A 15,851-nucleotide genomic window follows, 5' to 3' on the forward strand; every position below is an offset into this window, starting at 1 on the left:
TTTATCATTAATATAAAATGTAATACAAAAGAATTTATTCTTCCATACGAATATCTAACCCTAATCCTTTTAATTCATAACAAAGAACATTAAAAGATTCTGGATTATTAGGTTCAGGCATAGGATCTCCTTTTACTATGGATTCATAAGTTTTAGCTCTTCCAGAAACATCATCTGATTTAACAGTTAAAATTTCGCGTAAAATATTAGATGCTCCAAAAGCTTCCAATGCCCAAACTTCCATTTCTCCAAAACGTTGTCCTCCAAATTGAGCTTTTCCTCCTAAAGGTTGTTGAGTGATTAAAGAATAAGGACCTATTGAACGGGCATGCATTTTATCATCTACCATATGACCTAATTTTAACATATATATTACTCCTACAGTAGCAGGTTGATCAAATCTTTCTCCTGTGCCTCCATCAAATAAATAAGTTGTTCCAAAACGTGGGATTTTTGCTTTATCTGTATATTTACAAATTTCTTTTATAGTTGCCCCATCAAAGATAGGAGTTGAAAATTTCATATTTAATTTCTGACCTGACCATCCTAATACAGTTTCATATATTTGACCTATATTCATTCTAGAAGGAACTCCTAAAGGATTTAATACAATATCTACAGGACTTCCATCTTCTAAAAAAGGCATATCTTCTTCTCTTAAAATTCTAGCTACTACTCCTTTATTTCCATGTCTTCCTGCCATTTTATCTCCTACTTTTAATTTTCTTTTTTTAGCGATATACACCTTAGCCATTTTAATAATTCCTGAAGGTAATTCATCACCAACAGTAATAGAGAATTTTTTATGTTTAAATATACTATTTAAGTCATTTACCGCTATTTTATAATTATGCAAAATTTCTGATACCAAATTATTGGTATCAATATTATCAGTCCAATTACTAGAATAAATTTCTATATAATTTTGTATACTATTTAGTATTTTTGTATTAAACTTGGTTCCTTTTTTTATAAGTTCTTGTTTTTTATCACTTAAAATGGAATTATGACATATTTTGTCATCTAAAATAGATTGTAGTTTTTTGATCAATAAATTTCTAATAAACAAAAATTTTTTTTCATATTCTTTTTCTAAATGTGTTATTTTAATTTTATCCTGAATTCTAGATATTTTATCTTTTATACTTCTAGTAAATAATTTTGTGTCTATAACAATTCCGAACAATGATGGTTCAGCTCTTAAAGAGGCATCTTTAACATTTCCTGCTTTATCTCCAAAAATAGCTCTTAGTAGTTTTTCTTCTGGTGTAGGATCAGATTCTCCTTTTGGAGTTATTTTTCCAATGAGAATATCTCCAGGTTTTACTTCAGCTCCTACTCTTATAATTCCATTTTCATCTAAATCTTTAGTAGCGTCTTCACTTACGTTAGGAATATCATTAGTAAATTCTTCCATTCCTAATTTTGTATCACGAACATCTAAAGAATACTCATCTATATGTATAGAAGTAAACCAATCTTCATTTACCACTTTTTCTGAAATTAAAACAGCATCTTCAAAATTATATCCATTACATGGAATAAAGGCAGCTTTCAAATTTTTTCCTAACGCCAATTCTCCATTTTCTGTAGCATATCCTTCACATAAAATTTGTCCTTGAACAACTCTCATTCCTTTTTTTACAATAGGTTTCAAAGTTATACATGTATTTTGATTTGTTTTTCTAAATTTTATTAAATCATAAACTTGTATTTTAGAATCAAAACTTACTAAATCTTCTTTATATGTTTTATCATAACGAATAATTATTTTTCTTGCATCAACATATTCTACAAATCCATTTTTTTTTGCATTAATCAATATACGAGAATCTATTGCTACTTGTTCCTCTAATCCGGTTCCTACAATAGGAGCATCAGGTTTTAATAATGGAACTGCTTGACGCATCATATTAGACCCCATTAAAGCTCTATTTGCATCATCATGTTCTAAAAAAGGAATAAGAGAAGCAGATATAGAAGCTATTTGATTTGGAGCTACATCTATATAATTTACTTGATTAGGTTTTACTATAGGAAAATCTCCTCCTTCACGTGCTATAATCCTATCGGACAAAAAAAAACCATGTTGATCAATGGCATTAGCTTGTGCTATAATTCTTCCTTCTTCTTCTTCTGCACTTAAATATTTTACTTCAGATTTTAAATTTACTTTTTTATTAAAAACAATTCGATAAGGTGTTTCAACAAATCCCATATGATTTATCTTTGCAAATACAGAAAGAGAAGAGATCAATCCTATATTAGGTCCTTCTGGAGTTTCTATAGGACATAATCTTCCATAATGAGAATAATTTACATCTCTAACTTCAAAACCGGCTCTTTCTCTAGATAGACCACCTGGTCCTAATGCAGAAAGTCTTCTTTTATGAGTTATCTCAGATAAAGGATTTGTTTGATCCATAAATTGAGATAATTGATTTGTTCCAAAAAAAGTATTTATAACGGATGATAAAGTTTTAGCATTAATAAGATCTACAGGCATAAAAACTTCATTATCACGAACATTCATTCTTTCTCTTATAGTTCTAGCCATTCTAGCTAAACCAATACTAAATTGGGTATAAAGTTGTTCTCCTACTGTTCTTACTCGTCTATTGGATAAATGATCAATGTCATCTACTTCTCTTTTAGAATTAAACAAGGCATTTAAATGTTCTACTATTGCAATAATATCTTTTTTAGTTAAAACTAAATAATTAGGATCTATATTTAATCCAAGACGTTTATTTAAACGATATCTTCCAACAGGACCTAAACTATATCTAGTATCAGAAAAAAAAAGTTTATCTATAATTCCTCTTGCGGTTTCCTCATCTGGAGGTTCAGTATTTCTAAGTTGTCTATAAATATATTCTACTGCTTCTTTTTCAGAATTAGTTGGATCTTTATGTAGGGTATTATAAATAATAGAATAATCTTTTTTTCTTTCTCCTTCTTTATGCAATAAAATAGTCTTTATTTCATGATGAATCATAAGATCAAGATGTTCTTCTTTCAAAAGAATATTTCTATCTATAAGAATCTCATTTTTTTCTACAGATAAAACTTCTCCTGTATCTTCATCAACAAAATCTTCATGCCAGATTTTCAAAACTCTAGCTGCTAAAGTTCTATTCAATATGTTTTTTTCGTTTCCTTTTATTTCTATTTCTTCAGCTAAATCAAATATTTCCAATATTTCTTTGTCTCTTTCATACCCTATTGCACGCAATAAAGTTGTCATAGGTAATTTTTTCTTTCTATCAATATATGCATACATGATATTATTGATATCTGTAGCAAATTCTATCCATGATCCTTTAAATGGAATTATTCTAGCGGAATAAAGTTTAGTTCCATTAGCATGATGGGATTGACCAAAAAAAACACCAGGAGAACGATGTAATTGAGATACAATAACTCTTTCTGATCCATTAAAAATAAAAGAACCAGATGGAGTCATATAAGGATATGTTCCTAAATAAACATCTTGATATACAGTTTCAAAATCTTCATGATCTGGATCAGTACAATATAATTTTAATTTAGCTTTTAAAGGAACACTATAAGTAAGTCCTCTTTCTATGCATTCTTCTATTGAATATCTAGGAGAATCTATAGAATAACCTTTAAATTCTAAAACAAAAGAATTTCTAGCATCAGAAATAGGAAAATTTTCTGTAAAAGCTTTGAACAACCCTTCGTTTTTTCTATTTTCCGGTTTTGCATCTAATTGAAAAAATTCTTTAAATGATTTAATTTGAATATCCAAAAAATCAGGATATTTCACTTGTTTTGCTACTGAGGCAAAAGTGATTCTTTTTTTTTCTGTATTCACCAATTTTGGACAATTTAAAAAATTAAAAATTTTATTTTAATTCTACTTCAGCTCCTATTTCTTCAAATTTGTTTTTCAAATCTTCCGCTTCTTTTTTATTTATAGATTCTTTAAGAATACTAGGGATACTATCTACTAAATCTTTAGATTCTTTAAGACCTTTTCCAGTAATTTCTTTAACCAATTTTACGACAGATAACTTAGAATTTCCGGATGATTTCAAAATTATGTTAAAAATACTTTTCTCCTTCTTTTCAGATACTTTTTCTTTTTGAGATGAAATATTTTCCACTTTTATTGAAGTAGATGGTTCTATTCCGTATTTTTTTTTTAAAAGAGTAGCCAATTCATTAACTTGTTTTACGGTTAAATTAACTAATTGTTCTGCTAGATTTTCTATCATTTTTTTTATTTATTTTTTTTATAATATAATTAAGTATATATATTATAAATGTTATAATATCATCGTATTACTTAAGTATAAGTTAAGTATATATATATTAAGTATATTTAGTGCATTCTTATTTTTATTCTTGAAAATAGGAGATTGAACTTTTATTTTATCTTTATTTCTTAGATAGGAATTCTAAAATCTCACATATCTTATATTTTGTTAAATTTAAAAAAGACAAAATAATCTCCTTTATTGAGAATTGAAGTATATTGAGAATTTCAATCATGATATCTTCTTTAGATTTAAGATAGAGTAAAATATTTAAATCTTTGTTCCCTCCATCAAAATAAAAAGATTCTTGAGCATAAGCTCCTTTTAAATAAGGTTTATCGATTTTTTCTTGAACATGAAAATTTTTTATAATTTTTGAAGTTATATTTGTAACATTCAAATTAGAAAATAATATAGTTGTATTTCCATTTAAAATAGGAAAAAAAGAATTCCATTCTTTATTCTTTATTTTATTTATAGCTTTTTTTAATAAAGTATTTTTTACTACTTTCATTTTAATGCTATGTTTATGAAAATTTTTTCTAAGAAAAGATATTTGATTAGAATTTAAGTTGGATATATCAATTAAATATATGGTGATATTATCACATAATATAGAAACTAATTCCAACAATTCTTTTTTTTTATTTTCTTTATTCATTTATCATTTATTTGCAAAACTTTTTAAATCTAATGGAATACCATAGCTCATGGTACTGGATAAATAAATACTTTTGATATAAAATCCTTTAGATGAAGAAGGTTTATTTCGGATAATTATTTTCATGAATTCTAAGATATTTTCTAATAAATATTGATTTGAAAATGAAACCCTTCCTATTGAAGCATGAACTATTCCATAACGATCTGCCTTAAAAGTAATTTTTCCAGTTTTAATTTCTTTTATAGACTGTTCTGGATTTATAGAAATAGTCTCCATTTTGGGGTTTGGCATTAACCCCTTAGGTCCTAATATTTTTCCTACATTTCCCAATGTACTCATAACAGAAGGAGTAGCGATAATAATATCAACGTCAGTCCAACCAGATTCAATCTTTTCAATATAATTTAATCCAACATAATCAGCTCCTGCTTTTTTGGATTCTAACTCTTTATCTTTAGGAACTAAAGCTAAAATACGAATATCTTTACCCGTACCATGAGGTAGAAAAACCGTACCTCTTATCATTTGATCAGGAAAACGACTATCTATTCCAAGATGAACGGCTATATCAATAGATGCATCAAATTTTACAAAATTAATTTCTTTTAAAAGAAGTATTGCTTTTTCTAAAGAATACTTTTCTTTAGTAGAAATTTTATAAAAAATTTTCTTTTTATTCTTAGTTAATTTTTTTGACATACTTTAAAATAAATGAAATTTTTATCTAATAATTTCTATTCCCATAGATCTAGCAGTTCCGGAAACCATAGATATAGCAGATTCGATGGAAAAACAATTCAAATCTTCCATTTTATTTTTTGCAATGGTTTTAATCTCATTAAGAGCTATTTTTCCTATTTTAAAACGATTAGATTCTTTAGATCCTTTTTCTTTTTTTACTACGTTTAACAAATGAATAGAAACTGGAGCTTTCTTAATTAAAAAAGAAAATGACTTATCTTCATATACAATTATTACAACAGGACATATTTCTCCGATTTTATTTTGAGTAAGAGAATTATATTGTTTACAAAATTCCATAATGTTAACTCCAGAACTTCCCAATATAGGACCAATAGGAGGAGCAGGACTGGCTTTTCCTCCATATATTTTCTGTATTTTAATTTTTTTTATCACTTTTTTTTTGATTTCAAACATGATTTAAATTTTTTCTATCTGTGTAAAATTCAATTCTAATGGGGTTTTTCTTCCAAAAATTAAAACTGCCAATTCTAATTTTCTTTTTTCTTCATTTATTTTTTCAATTGTCCCATTAAATCCTGTAAAAGGTCCATCTGTGACTTTAATTGTTTCTCCTATTATAAAAGGAATACTGATATTTTTATAATAACTTTCAGAAAGTTGATCTATTTTTCCTAACATCTTATTTACTTCTTCTTTTCTCATTGGAATAGGAACAGCAGAGGGGCCTTTTCCTTCACTTAAAAAAGTAATAACACCTGGAACATTTTTTATTGCATGAACTGCTTCTCCCTCTAAATTTGCTTCTATCATAACATATCCAGGATAATGAACTTTATCTCTATGAAATTTTTTTCCTCTTCTCATTTGTATAACTTTCTCAATAGGAACCAATACTTTTCCTATATATTCTTGAAATCCATTATCTCTAACTTCATTTTCAATATATGATTTAACCTTATTCTCTTGTCCACTCATGGTTTTGATTACATACCATTTCCTTTCCAAATCACTCATTAATATATAATTTTATAAAGAAAAAAATTTTTTAATTAAAAAAATAAAAAAAATATCTATTCCATATAAAAATATGGATAGAAATATGGAAAAAAAAAATACAATCATCGTTTGATATTGTAAATCATTCCATTTAGGCCATGTTATACAATAAAAAAATTCATGATAAATTTCTACTAAAATATTCTTTTTATGCATATACGCATATATTTAATCAATATATTTTTTTTATTAAACTAATAAATATATATAATACACGGACGGTAAGAATCGAACTTACGACCTTCGGTTTTGGAGACCGATGCTCTCCCAACTGAGCTACATCCGTTTTCAATTTCTTATTCAATTAATCCATTATATGGATTACTTGCCCTGCTCCTACTGTTTTTCCTCCTTCACGAATAGCAAATCTCAAATTTTCACTTAATGCTATAGGTTGATGCAATTCAACCTCCATAGACACATTATCTCCAGGCATAACCATTTCTGTTCCATCCGGAAGATGAATTTCCCCTGTAACATCTGTTGTTCTTAAATAAAACTGAGGACGATATTTGTTATGAAATGGAGTATGTCTTCCTCCTTCTTCTTTTGTGAGAATATACACTTCTGCCTTAAATTTTTTATGAGGTTGTATAGACCCTGGCTTTCCAATAACCATTCCTCTTTTGATATCCTTTTTTTCTATTCCACGTAATAACAACCCAACATTATCTCCCGCTTGACCTTTATCTAAAATCTTTCTAAACATCTCTACTCCTGTAACGGTAGATGATAATCTATTTAATCCCATTCCAATAAGATCTACTAAATCTCCTGTATTAATAATTCCACTTTCAATACGACCTGTAGCTACGGTTCCTCTTCCTGTTATAGTAAAAACATCTTCTACAGGCATTAAAAATGGTTTTTTTATATCACGAATTGGTTCAGGAATATAGTCATCTAACACTTTCATCAAGTCTTTTACTCTTTCTATCCATTTTTTTTCTCCATTTAAAGCTCCTAAAGCTGATCCCTGTATAATAGGTATGTTTTCTCCGTCATATTCATATTTAGAAAGTAAATCTCTAATTTCCATTTCTACTAATTCTAACAATTCTGTATCATCTACTTGATCTACTTTATTCATGAACACTACAATTTTTGGAACTCCTACTTGACGAGATAATAATATATGTTCTCTAGTTTGAGGCATAGGTCCATCTGTTGCAGCTACAACTAAAATAGCTCCATCCATTTGAGCAGCCCCTGTAATCATATTTTTTACATAATCTGCATGTCCAGGACAATCAACATGAGCGTAATGTCTTTTCTCTGTTTCATACTCTACATGAGATGTATTAATAGTAATTCCTCTTTCTTTTTCTTCAGGAGCATTATCTATCGCATCAAAACTTTTTTCTTCTGCTAATCCAACTTCTGATAAAACTTTTGTAATTGCAGCAGTTAAAGTTGTTTTACCATGGTCTACATGACCTGTGGTACCTATATTTACATGTGGTTTGTCTCGTTTAAATTTTTCTTTTGCCATGATAAAATTATTAAAAAATATTGATTCAAAAAAAAGCCAACGGCGGGAATTGAACCCGTTTCCTCTTCCTTACCAAGGAAGTGCTCTACCAATGAGCTACATTGGCTATATCTATATTACTCTCATCTTTTTTCTTACTTACTTTATTATAAAAGCGGAAGACGGGACTCGAACCCGCGACATTCAACTTGGAAGGCTGAAGCTCTACCAACTGAGCTACTTCCGCTTATTATTATTTATGGGGAGAGCAGGATTCGAACCTGCGAAGGTAATACCAACAGATTTACAGTCTGTCCTCGTTAACCAGACTTGAGTATCTCCCCTTAAAAAAAGCCGATGGAGGGATTCGAACCCACGACACCGAGATTACAAATCACGTGCTCTGACCTACTGAGCTACACCGGCGATTTAAAATTTTATTCGTAATAATGAAAATCAGTTCAATACAAATCTATAGAGATTTTTATAATTCTCAAAAAAATAATAAATGTTATAAAATTTTTACATTTTTAATTTTATGTCGGAATACAAGTAATGAAAATACACCAATAAATATCATAACATCGGAAAAATTAAAAATGGGGGAAAAAAATTGAAAATTATATCCTCCAAAAAATGGAATCCAATGAGGAAAATAAGTATTTATTATAGGAAAGGATAACATATCTACAACACACCCTTCCATAAGAGAAGCATATCCTCCCATCGATTGTTTTTGAAAAAAATTAAAATTTATTTTCGATATTCCATGATAAGGAATCCACTTTTTTAATTCTTGATTATAAATTGTTCCTGTGTTAAATAACAATCCATATAGAGCGCTATCCAATAAATTACCCATGGCACCCGAAAAAACTAAACTTGTAGGAATAGTTAAATATTTAGAAGATCCTTTTTTTAGATTTACATAAAGGAAAAGAAAAATAAAAATAACTAAAATAAACCGGAAAGTGCTCAATAATATTTTTCCATAAGATCCTGATCCAAAATTAATACCATAAGCCATTCCTGGGTTTTCTACAAAAAAAATACGAAAAAAAGGAAGTAGAGAAACTCCTCCTTCTAATTCAAAATGAGTTTTAATATAAATTTTTAAAAATTGATCTATTGATAAAATAGAAAAAACAAATAAAAAAACTTTTTTCAAAAAAATTATTTATTGATTTTTTTCTATCAATTCTTTTCCTTCAATACTCAAAGTTGTATGAGGTACTGCCATAAGACGTTCTTTTGGGATTAATTTTTTAGTTATACGACAAATTCCATAATCTTTATTTTTTACTCTAATTAAAGCAGAGTTTAAACTTTTTATAAATTTCTGTAAATGTTCTACAATTTTAGCATTTTGTTCCTTACTTAAAGTTTCTGATCCCTCCTCAAAAGCTTTGAAAGTAGGATATGTATCATCTGTTCCATTATTTTGATCATTATAAAAAAATTCCTTAAGAGTTGATAAATCCTTTTTTGCTTTTTTCAATTTTTCAAGTATAAGCTGACGAAATTTTTTTCTTTCTTCCATAGAATATCTTTTTTTTACTTCTCCTTTCATGTTTTTATATTTTCTACTTTTCGAATCTGTATATATAATATGAATTTTTCTTCAAAGTAGATTTTTTCTATGTTTTCTTCATATTTTATTAGATCTTCTTGTAAGAAAATATCTAAAGCAAGTGTTTCTTTACAAAGAAAATCCTTTTTTTTCTGTAATAGAATTTTTACTTTGTTTTGGAATTTTTTATTTCCTCTAAAACTTAGATATACAAATATTTTCTCAATTACATTATATTTACGATTTTTTCTAAATTTTTGTATGTGTCTAATTAATTCTCTAATAAATCCTTCTTCCCAAAGAATATTTGTAATACGTAAATCTAACGCTATCGTAAATTTTGAATCAAATAAAACTGACCAACCTTTAATGTATTCAGTACTGATTTGAACATCTTCTAAAGAAATAAGAATTTTTTCGTTTTTTATAAACAAAACATATGTTTTATTTTTTTCAATTTCTTTAATTTCTTCTTGACTAAATTTATTTATAACATCAGAAATGCTATGAATTTTTTTTCCAAACTTAGGTCCCAAAGATTTATAATTAGGTTTAATATGTTTAATAAATTCAAGATTTTTATAAGAAGAAGGAAATTCTATTTCTTTGACATTAGCTTCTTGAAATAAAATATCAGATAATTGTTTCAATTGAAAACGCATATTTTCATCAGAAACAAGAATAAGTAATTTTTGTAAAGGTTGACGAATCTTAATTTTATTTTTTTTTCTTATAGAAAAAACCATTGTTATGATTTTTTGAATCCAAAACATTTTATTTTCTAATTTTTTATTAATAAAATTAGAATCATAACTAGGAAAATTTGTCAAATGAATACTTTTGAATTTTTCTTTTTCAGTTACAGAATTTAAATCCATATATAATTTTTCAGAAAAAAATGGAATAATAGGAGAAATTAACTTAGATATGACAATTAAACATTTATAAAGTATTTGATATGCTGATATTTTGTTTTTTGTATATTTTTCTTTCCAAAATCTTCTTCTACATAATCTTACATACCAATTACTTAATTTATCTAAAACAAAACATGAAATTAAACGTGCGACTTTGGTTGGATTGTAGTTAGAATAATAATGATCTGTTTTTTGAATAAGAGTATTTAACTCAGAAAGAATCCAAAAATCTAATTCTGTATAATAATCACAAGTTTCTTCTTCTTTATAAGAAAAACCATCAATATTAGCATATAAAACAAAAAAAGAATAAATATTATATAACGTTCCAAAAAATTTCTTCATTACAATATGTACCTCTTTTACATTAAATTTTAAATTATCCCAAGGTTCAGAATTAAATATAATATACCAACGTATAGCATCAGGTCCATAATGTTCTATTAAATCAAAAGGATTTATAGTATTTCCTTTACTTTTTGACATTTTACGACCATCTTTATCCAAAATCAATCCTGTTGATAGAACATTTTTATATGCTATTGAATTAAATAATAAACTACTAATAGTATGTAAAGTGAAAAACCATCCTCTTGTTTGATCTACCCCTTCCGAAATAAAATCAGCAGGAAATAATAAATTTTTTTCTATGTATTTTTTATTTTCAAATGGATAATGAAATTGAGCATAAGGCATAGCACCAGAATCAAACCATACATCAATTAAATCAGATTCTCTTTTCATAGGCTTTCCTTTTAAAGAAACTAATACAATTTTATCCAAAATATGTTTATGTAAATTGATTTTGTCATAATTATTATCACTCATATCATCTAATACAAAATCTTTAAATACATTATGGGACATAAAACCATATTTAACGGATTTTTGAATTTCCAAAAATAATTCTTTCACTGATCCTATCACAATCTCCTCATCTCCTTTTTCTGTTCTCCAAATAGGAAGAGGAGTCCCCCAATATCTAGAACGTGAAAAGTTCCAATCTTTTATATTTCTTAACCAAGAGTCAAAACGTTTTTTACCTATAAAATCAGGATACCATTGAATTTTTTTATTTAAAATAACTATTTTATCCTTTATTTCCGTAGTTTTTATAAACCATGAATTTAATAGATAATAAAGAATTGGTTTTTCCGTTCTCCAACAATGTGGATAAAAATGAATATGTCTTTCCGTTCTAAATATTTTTTTTTCTTTTTCTAAAAAAAGAATGATTTCTTGATCTACTGAAAAAGAATTTTTTTCTTGATTTGTATTAAATTCATTTTTTACATATTTTTCAGAAAACCCATGAGGAAATTTTTTCAAAAATTTTCCTTGAAAATCAACTAAAGGAACAGGTATATTTTTTTCATTTAAAACTAACATTAAAGGAATATTATATTTCTTAGCTACAAGAAAATCATCTATTCCAAATGTAGGTGAAATATGAACAATCCCTGTCCCTTCATTAGGATCAACAAAATTCCCTGTTATAATTTGAAATGCATTTTTTTCATTATAATAAGGTTTAAACCAAGGTAATAATTGTTCATATTTACTAGATATTAATTCTTTTCCTTTAAATCTTTCTATTATTAAATAAGGTTTTTTATGATTTTTTTTATTATAAAAATCGAATTCAATAGAATTTGATACGGAATAAAATTTATGGGATAATAATACTTTATGAATTGATTTTTCAGAAAAAACAATATTTTCTTTTAAAGAAGTATACGGATTATAAACTTTAACTAATAGATAATCTATTTCATAACCGAAAGCTAATGCTGTATTTGAAGGTATAGTCCAAGGAGAAGTTGTCCATGATATAAAATATATATCACCTACAATATTTTTAAATTTTTCAGGTAAAGTATTTTTAATGGCTTTAAATTTTAAAAATGGAGATAATTGTTTTACTTCTTTATAAGTACCCGGCATATTTAATTCATGATAGCTTAATCCTGTTCCTGCAGCAGGAGAATAAGGTTGAATTATTTGTCCCTTATAAATCAAATTTTTATCATATAATTTTTTAATTAACCACCAAACACTTTCTATATATTTTGCGTTATAAGTAATAAATGAATTATCTAAATCTATAAAATATCCTATTTTTTCTGTAAATAATTTCCATTTTTTCAATGATTTATTGACAAATTTTTTACAAAAATTATTATATTTCTTTATACTTATTTTTTTTCCTATATCATCTTTAGTAATTCCCATTTCTTTTTCAACATTTAATTCTACTGGAAGACCATGAGCATCCCAACCAGCTTTTCTAAATATTTTTTTTCCTTTGAGTGCATGATATCTACAAAAAATATCCTTTATAGTTCTAGCTAAAATATGATGAATTCCAGGATTTCCATTTAAAGACGGAGGACCTTCGTATAAAACGTATGAAATTTTATTTTTTTTATTAGAAAAATTGGAATTATTTTGAAAAATTTTATTTTTTTTCCAAAATTGAGATATTTCTATAGTTATTTTATTGAGATTTAATTCTTTATATTCTCTAAATATTCTTGACATAAGGCACTATAAATAAATTAATAATCTTCTATTTTAATGTTTATATTTTGATATGAATAAAAATGAAACCTTTGATTGTAAAAAAAAAGAAGAAACTCCATTAATCAAGCAATATAATGATATAAAAACTAAATATCCAGATACAATTTTATTATTCCAAGTTGGAGATTTTTATGAAACTTTTGGAAAAGATGCTATTCAATGTTCTAAAGCATTAAATATAGTATTAACCAAACGATCTCATCTTCCTTTAGCAGGATTTCCTTATCATTCTTTAAATACGTATTTACCAAAATTAATACGTTCAGGATTTCGTGTTGCCATTTGTAATCAATTAGAAGAACCAAAAAAAAATAAAAATATTGTAAAAAGAGGAGTAATAGAACTTGTAACTCCAGGAATAGCTATAGATGAAAATATCATTACACCAAAATCGAATAATTTTTTAGCTTCTATTCATATAGGAAAAAATATGAATTTTGGATTAAGTTTTTTAGATATTTCTACTGGTGAATTTTTTGTAACAGAAGAAAAAAAAGATAATGTTTTACATTATTTAAAATATTTTCATCCTAGTGAAATTCTTTTTCAAAAAAAGGAAAAAAATTTTTTTGATCAATTATTAAAAGGAAAATACTATACCTTTTTAATAGAAGATTGGATGTTTGATTATTCATTTGCATATGAAAAATTAATATCTCACTTTAAAGTGAATTCTTTAAAAGGTTTTGGGATTAATGATTTAAAATTAGGAATTATTTCTTGTGGAGTTGTTTTATCTTATTTACACAATACATTACATTTTGATATAAAACATATTTCTAATATACAAAGGGTTAAAAAAGAAGAATCTATGTGGATAGATGATTTTACTTTTAAAAATTTAGAAATATTTCATCCTTTGAATAAGGAAGGAATATCTTTGATAAAGATATTAGATCATACTTTAACTCCTATGGGAGGAAGGTTATTAAAAAATTGGATTCTTTTTCCTTTAAAAAATTTATTTTATATAAAAAAACGTCTTCAAATTGTAGAAGAACTATGCAATCATAATATGATACGTATTTTTATAAAAACAACATTAAAAAATATTTATGATATAGAAAGAATCATTTCTAAAATGGCTATTGGAAAAATTACTCCACGTGAAATATATACGTTGTACAAATCTCTAATTTCTATAAAAGAAATACAAAAATTTTTTTTATCTCAAAAGTCTATAATTTTTAGAGATATAGGAAATTCTTTACAAAATTGTGATTTTGTATGTAAAAAAATCGCTAGTACAATTCAAAAAAATCCCCCTCATCAAATTGAAAAAGGAAAAGGAAATGTTATAATTAAAGGATTTTCTAAAACGTTAGATGAAATTCGAATGATGTATTTTTCTCAAAAAGAATATTTAGAAAAAATATGTTCTAGAGAACAATTAAAAACAGGAATTAATAATTTAAAAATTGGATATAACAATATTTTCGGATATTTTTTTGAAGTTAAAATTTCTAAAAAAGAAAAAGTTCCATCCCATTGGATACAAAAACAAACATTGAAAAATTCTATTCGATATATTACTGAAGAATTAAAAAATTATGAATTAAAAATTTTTAATGCAGAACAAAAAATATTTTCTATAGAAAAAAAAATATTTGATGATCTTATTAAAAAAATATTAGAAAAAATAAAACCTTTACAAAAAAATGCAAAAATAATTGCAAAATTAGATGTACTATCTTCTTTTTCTAGTTTAGCATTAGAAAATAATTATGTCAAACCAAAAATTAATGATTCTCTAAAAATATCAATAATAAAAGGAAGACATCCTGTCATTGAAAGACAGTTTATTGATAAAACTTCTTATATCCCTAATGATATTTTTTTAAATAAATTAAATCAACAAATATTAATTATAACAGGACCAAACATGTCAGGTAAATCTGCCATTTTACGTCAAACTGCAATTATTATATTGATGGCTCATATTGGAAGTTTTGTTCCTGCTAAACATGCAGAAATAGGATTAATAGATAAAATATTTAGTAGAGTTGGAGCGTCTGATAACATCTCTTTAGGAGAATCTACCTTTATGTTAGAAATGAATGAAACAGCAAATATATTAAATAATATTTCCGAAAGAAGTTTTCTTATATTAGATGAAATAGGAAGAGGTACAAGTACTTATGATGGAATTTCAATAGCAAAATCTATCATAGAATTTTTACATGAAAAAAAATTACGTCCTTTAACCTTATTTGCTACACATTATCATGAATTAAATGAAATGAGTTCTTTTTTTCAAAGAATAAAAAATTATCATATATCTGTGAAAAAAATAAATGATAATATTATTTTTATGCGAAAGTTAATATCTGGAGGAACTAAACATAGTTTTGGGATTTATGTAGCTAAAATATCAGGAATGCCCATAGAAGTTGTTGATAGAGCAAAAAAAATATTATATACATTAAAATCAAAGGAAAATCAAACAAAAATAAATAAAAAAAAAGTTTTTTACTTATTAAAAAAAATAATTTTTTCTTTAAAAAAGAAAAAAAACATTGATTCTTTTTCCTTAAAAAATATATGTATAAAAATCCATGAAATTAAAAATTTATTAAATTATTAAAATTTGCTATATATA

12 protein-coding genes and 5 tRNA genes are annotated in these 15,851 nt (G+C 25.8%); 1 reads left to right on the top strand and 16 read right to left on the bottom strand.

Annotated elements, in window-relative coordinates; genetic code table 11:
• Nucleotides 1-34: 34 nt before the first annotated feature.
• From rpoB to ileS, 16 genes are all read right to left on the bottom strand, one after another.
• On the bottom strand, nt 35-3,844 hold the full coding sequence (gene rpoB, locus STAT_RS02270; protein ID WP_119305626.1) for a DNA-directed RNA polymerase subunit beta: 3,810 nt from the start codon (nt 3,842-3,844) through the stop codon (nt 35-37).
• A gap of 28 nt (nt 3,845-3,872) precedes the next feature.
• Nucleotides 3,873-4,244 (bottom strand): 50S ribosomal protein L7/L12, encoded by a 372-nt coding sequence (rplL, locus tag STAT_RS02275; RefSeq protein ID WP_119305627.1) that lies wholly within the window; start codon nt 4,242-4,244, stop codon nt 3,873-3,875.
• Between the two features lie 163 nt (nt 4,245-4,407).
• Complete coding sequence (gene rplJ / locus STAT_RS02280) at nt 4,408-4,947, bottom strand: 50S ribosomal protein L10 (protein ID WP_119305628.1); 540 nt, start codon at nt 4,945-4,947, stop codon at nt 4,408-4,410.
• A 3-nt stretch (nt 4,948-4,950) separates the two neighbouring features.
• Nucleotides 4,951-5,649, bottom strand: coding sequence for a 50S ribosomal protein L1 (rplA, locus tag STAT_RS02285; protein WP_119305629.1), 699 nt, complete (start codon nt 5,647-5,649; stop codon nt 4,951-4,953).
• 21 nt (nt 5,650-5,670) lie between these two features.
• A complete protein-coding gene (gene rplK, locus STAT_RS02290; RefSeq protein WP_119305630.1) occupies nt 5,671-6,108 on the bottom strand; it encodes a 50S ribosomal protein L11 in 438 nt (145 codons plus the stop codon).
• Between the two features lie 3 nt (nt 6,109-6,111).
• Nucleotides 6,112-6,669, bottom strand: coding sequence for a transcription termination/antitermination protein NusG (gene nusG, locus STAT_RS02295; RefSeq protein WP_119305631.1), 558 nt, complete (start codon nt 6,667-6,669; stop codon nt 6,112-6,114).
• Nucleotides 6,670-6,681: 12 nt separating this feature from the next.
• Complete coding sequence (gene secE, locus STAT_RS02300) at nt 6,682-6,867, bottom strand: preprotein translocase subunit SecE (RefSeq protein WP_119305632.1); 186 nt, start codon at nt 6,865-6,867, stop codon at nt 6,682-6,684.
• A 57-nt stretch (nt 6,868-6,924) separates the two neighbouring features.
• Nucleotides 6,925-6,997: transfer RNA gene (locus STAT_RS02305), tRNA-Trp, on the bottom strand.
• A gap of 18 nt (nt 6,998-7,015) precedes the next feature.
• Nucleotides 7,016-8,203 carry an elongation factor Tu gene (gene tuf / locus STAT_RS02310; RefSeq protein ID WP_119305633.1) on the bottom strand — a complete coding sequence of 396 codons (1,188 nt, stop codon included), beginning with the start codon at nt 8,201-8,203 and terminating at the stop codon, nt 7,016-7,018.
• Nucleotides 8,204-8,237: 34 nt separating this feature from the next.
• A tRNA-Thr gene (locus STAT_RS02315) sits at nt 8,238-8,309 on the bottom strand.
• Between the two features lie 47 nt (nt 8,310-8,356).
• Nucleotides 8,357-8,429 (bottom strand) — tRNA-Gly (locus tag STAT_RS02320).
• A 13-nt stretch (nt 8,430-8,442) separates the two neighbouring features.
• Nucleotides 8,443-8,526, bottom strand: a tRNA-Tyr gene (locus tag STAT_RS02325).
• A gap of 8 nt (nt 8,527-8,534) precedes the next feature.
• Nucleotides 8,535-8,608 (bottom strand) — tRNA-Thr (locus tag STAT_RS02330).
• An 85-nt stretch (nt 8,609-8,693) separates the two neighbouring features.
• Entirely contained in the window at nt 8,694-9,350 is a 657-nt protein-coding gene (locus tag STAT_RS02335; RefSeq protein WP_119305634.1) for a lipoprotein signal peptidase, read from the bottom strand.
• Between the two features lie 9 nt (nt 9,351-9,359).
• Entirely contained in the window at nt 9,360-9,752 is a 393-nt protein-coding gene (locus STAT_RS02340; RefSeq protein ID WP_119305635.1) for a TraR/DksA family transcriptional regulator, read from the bottom strand.
• Nucleotides 9,749-13,210 (bottom strand): isoleucine--tRNA ligase, encoded by a 3,462-nt coding sequence (gene ileS / locus STAT_RS02345; protein WP_119305636.1) that lies wholly within the window; start codon nt 13,208-13,210, stop codon nt 9,749-9,751. The genes STAT_RS02340 and ileS overlap by 4 nt, the downstream gene beginning before the upstream one ends.
• Before the next feature lie 52 nt (nt 13,211-13,262).
• Between ileS and mutS the strand changes: the two genes are divergently transcribed.
• The gene (gene mutS, locus STAT_RS02350) at nt 13,263-15,836 is read left to right on the top strand and encodes a DNA mismatch repair protein MutS (protein ID WP_119305637.1); all 2,574 of its coding nucleotides are present in this window, start codon (nt 13,263-13,265) and stop codon (nt 15,834-15,836) included.
• The last annotated feature ends 15 nt before the right edge of the window (nt 15,837-15,851 follow it).

The organism is Blattabacterium cuenoti STAT (assembly GCF_003573915.1).
Lineage (GTDB): Bacteria > Bacteroidota > Bacteroidia > Flavobacteriales > Blattabacteriaceae > Blattabacterium > Blattabacterium cuenoti_A.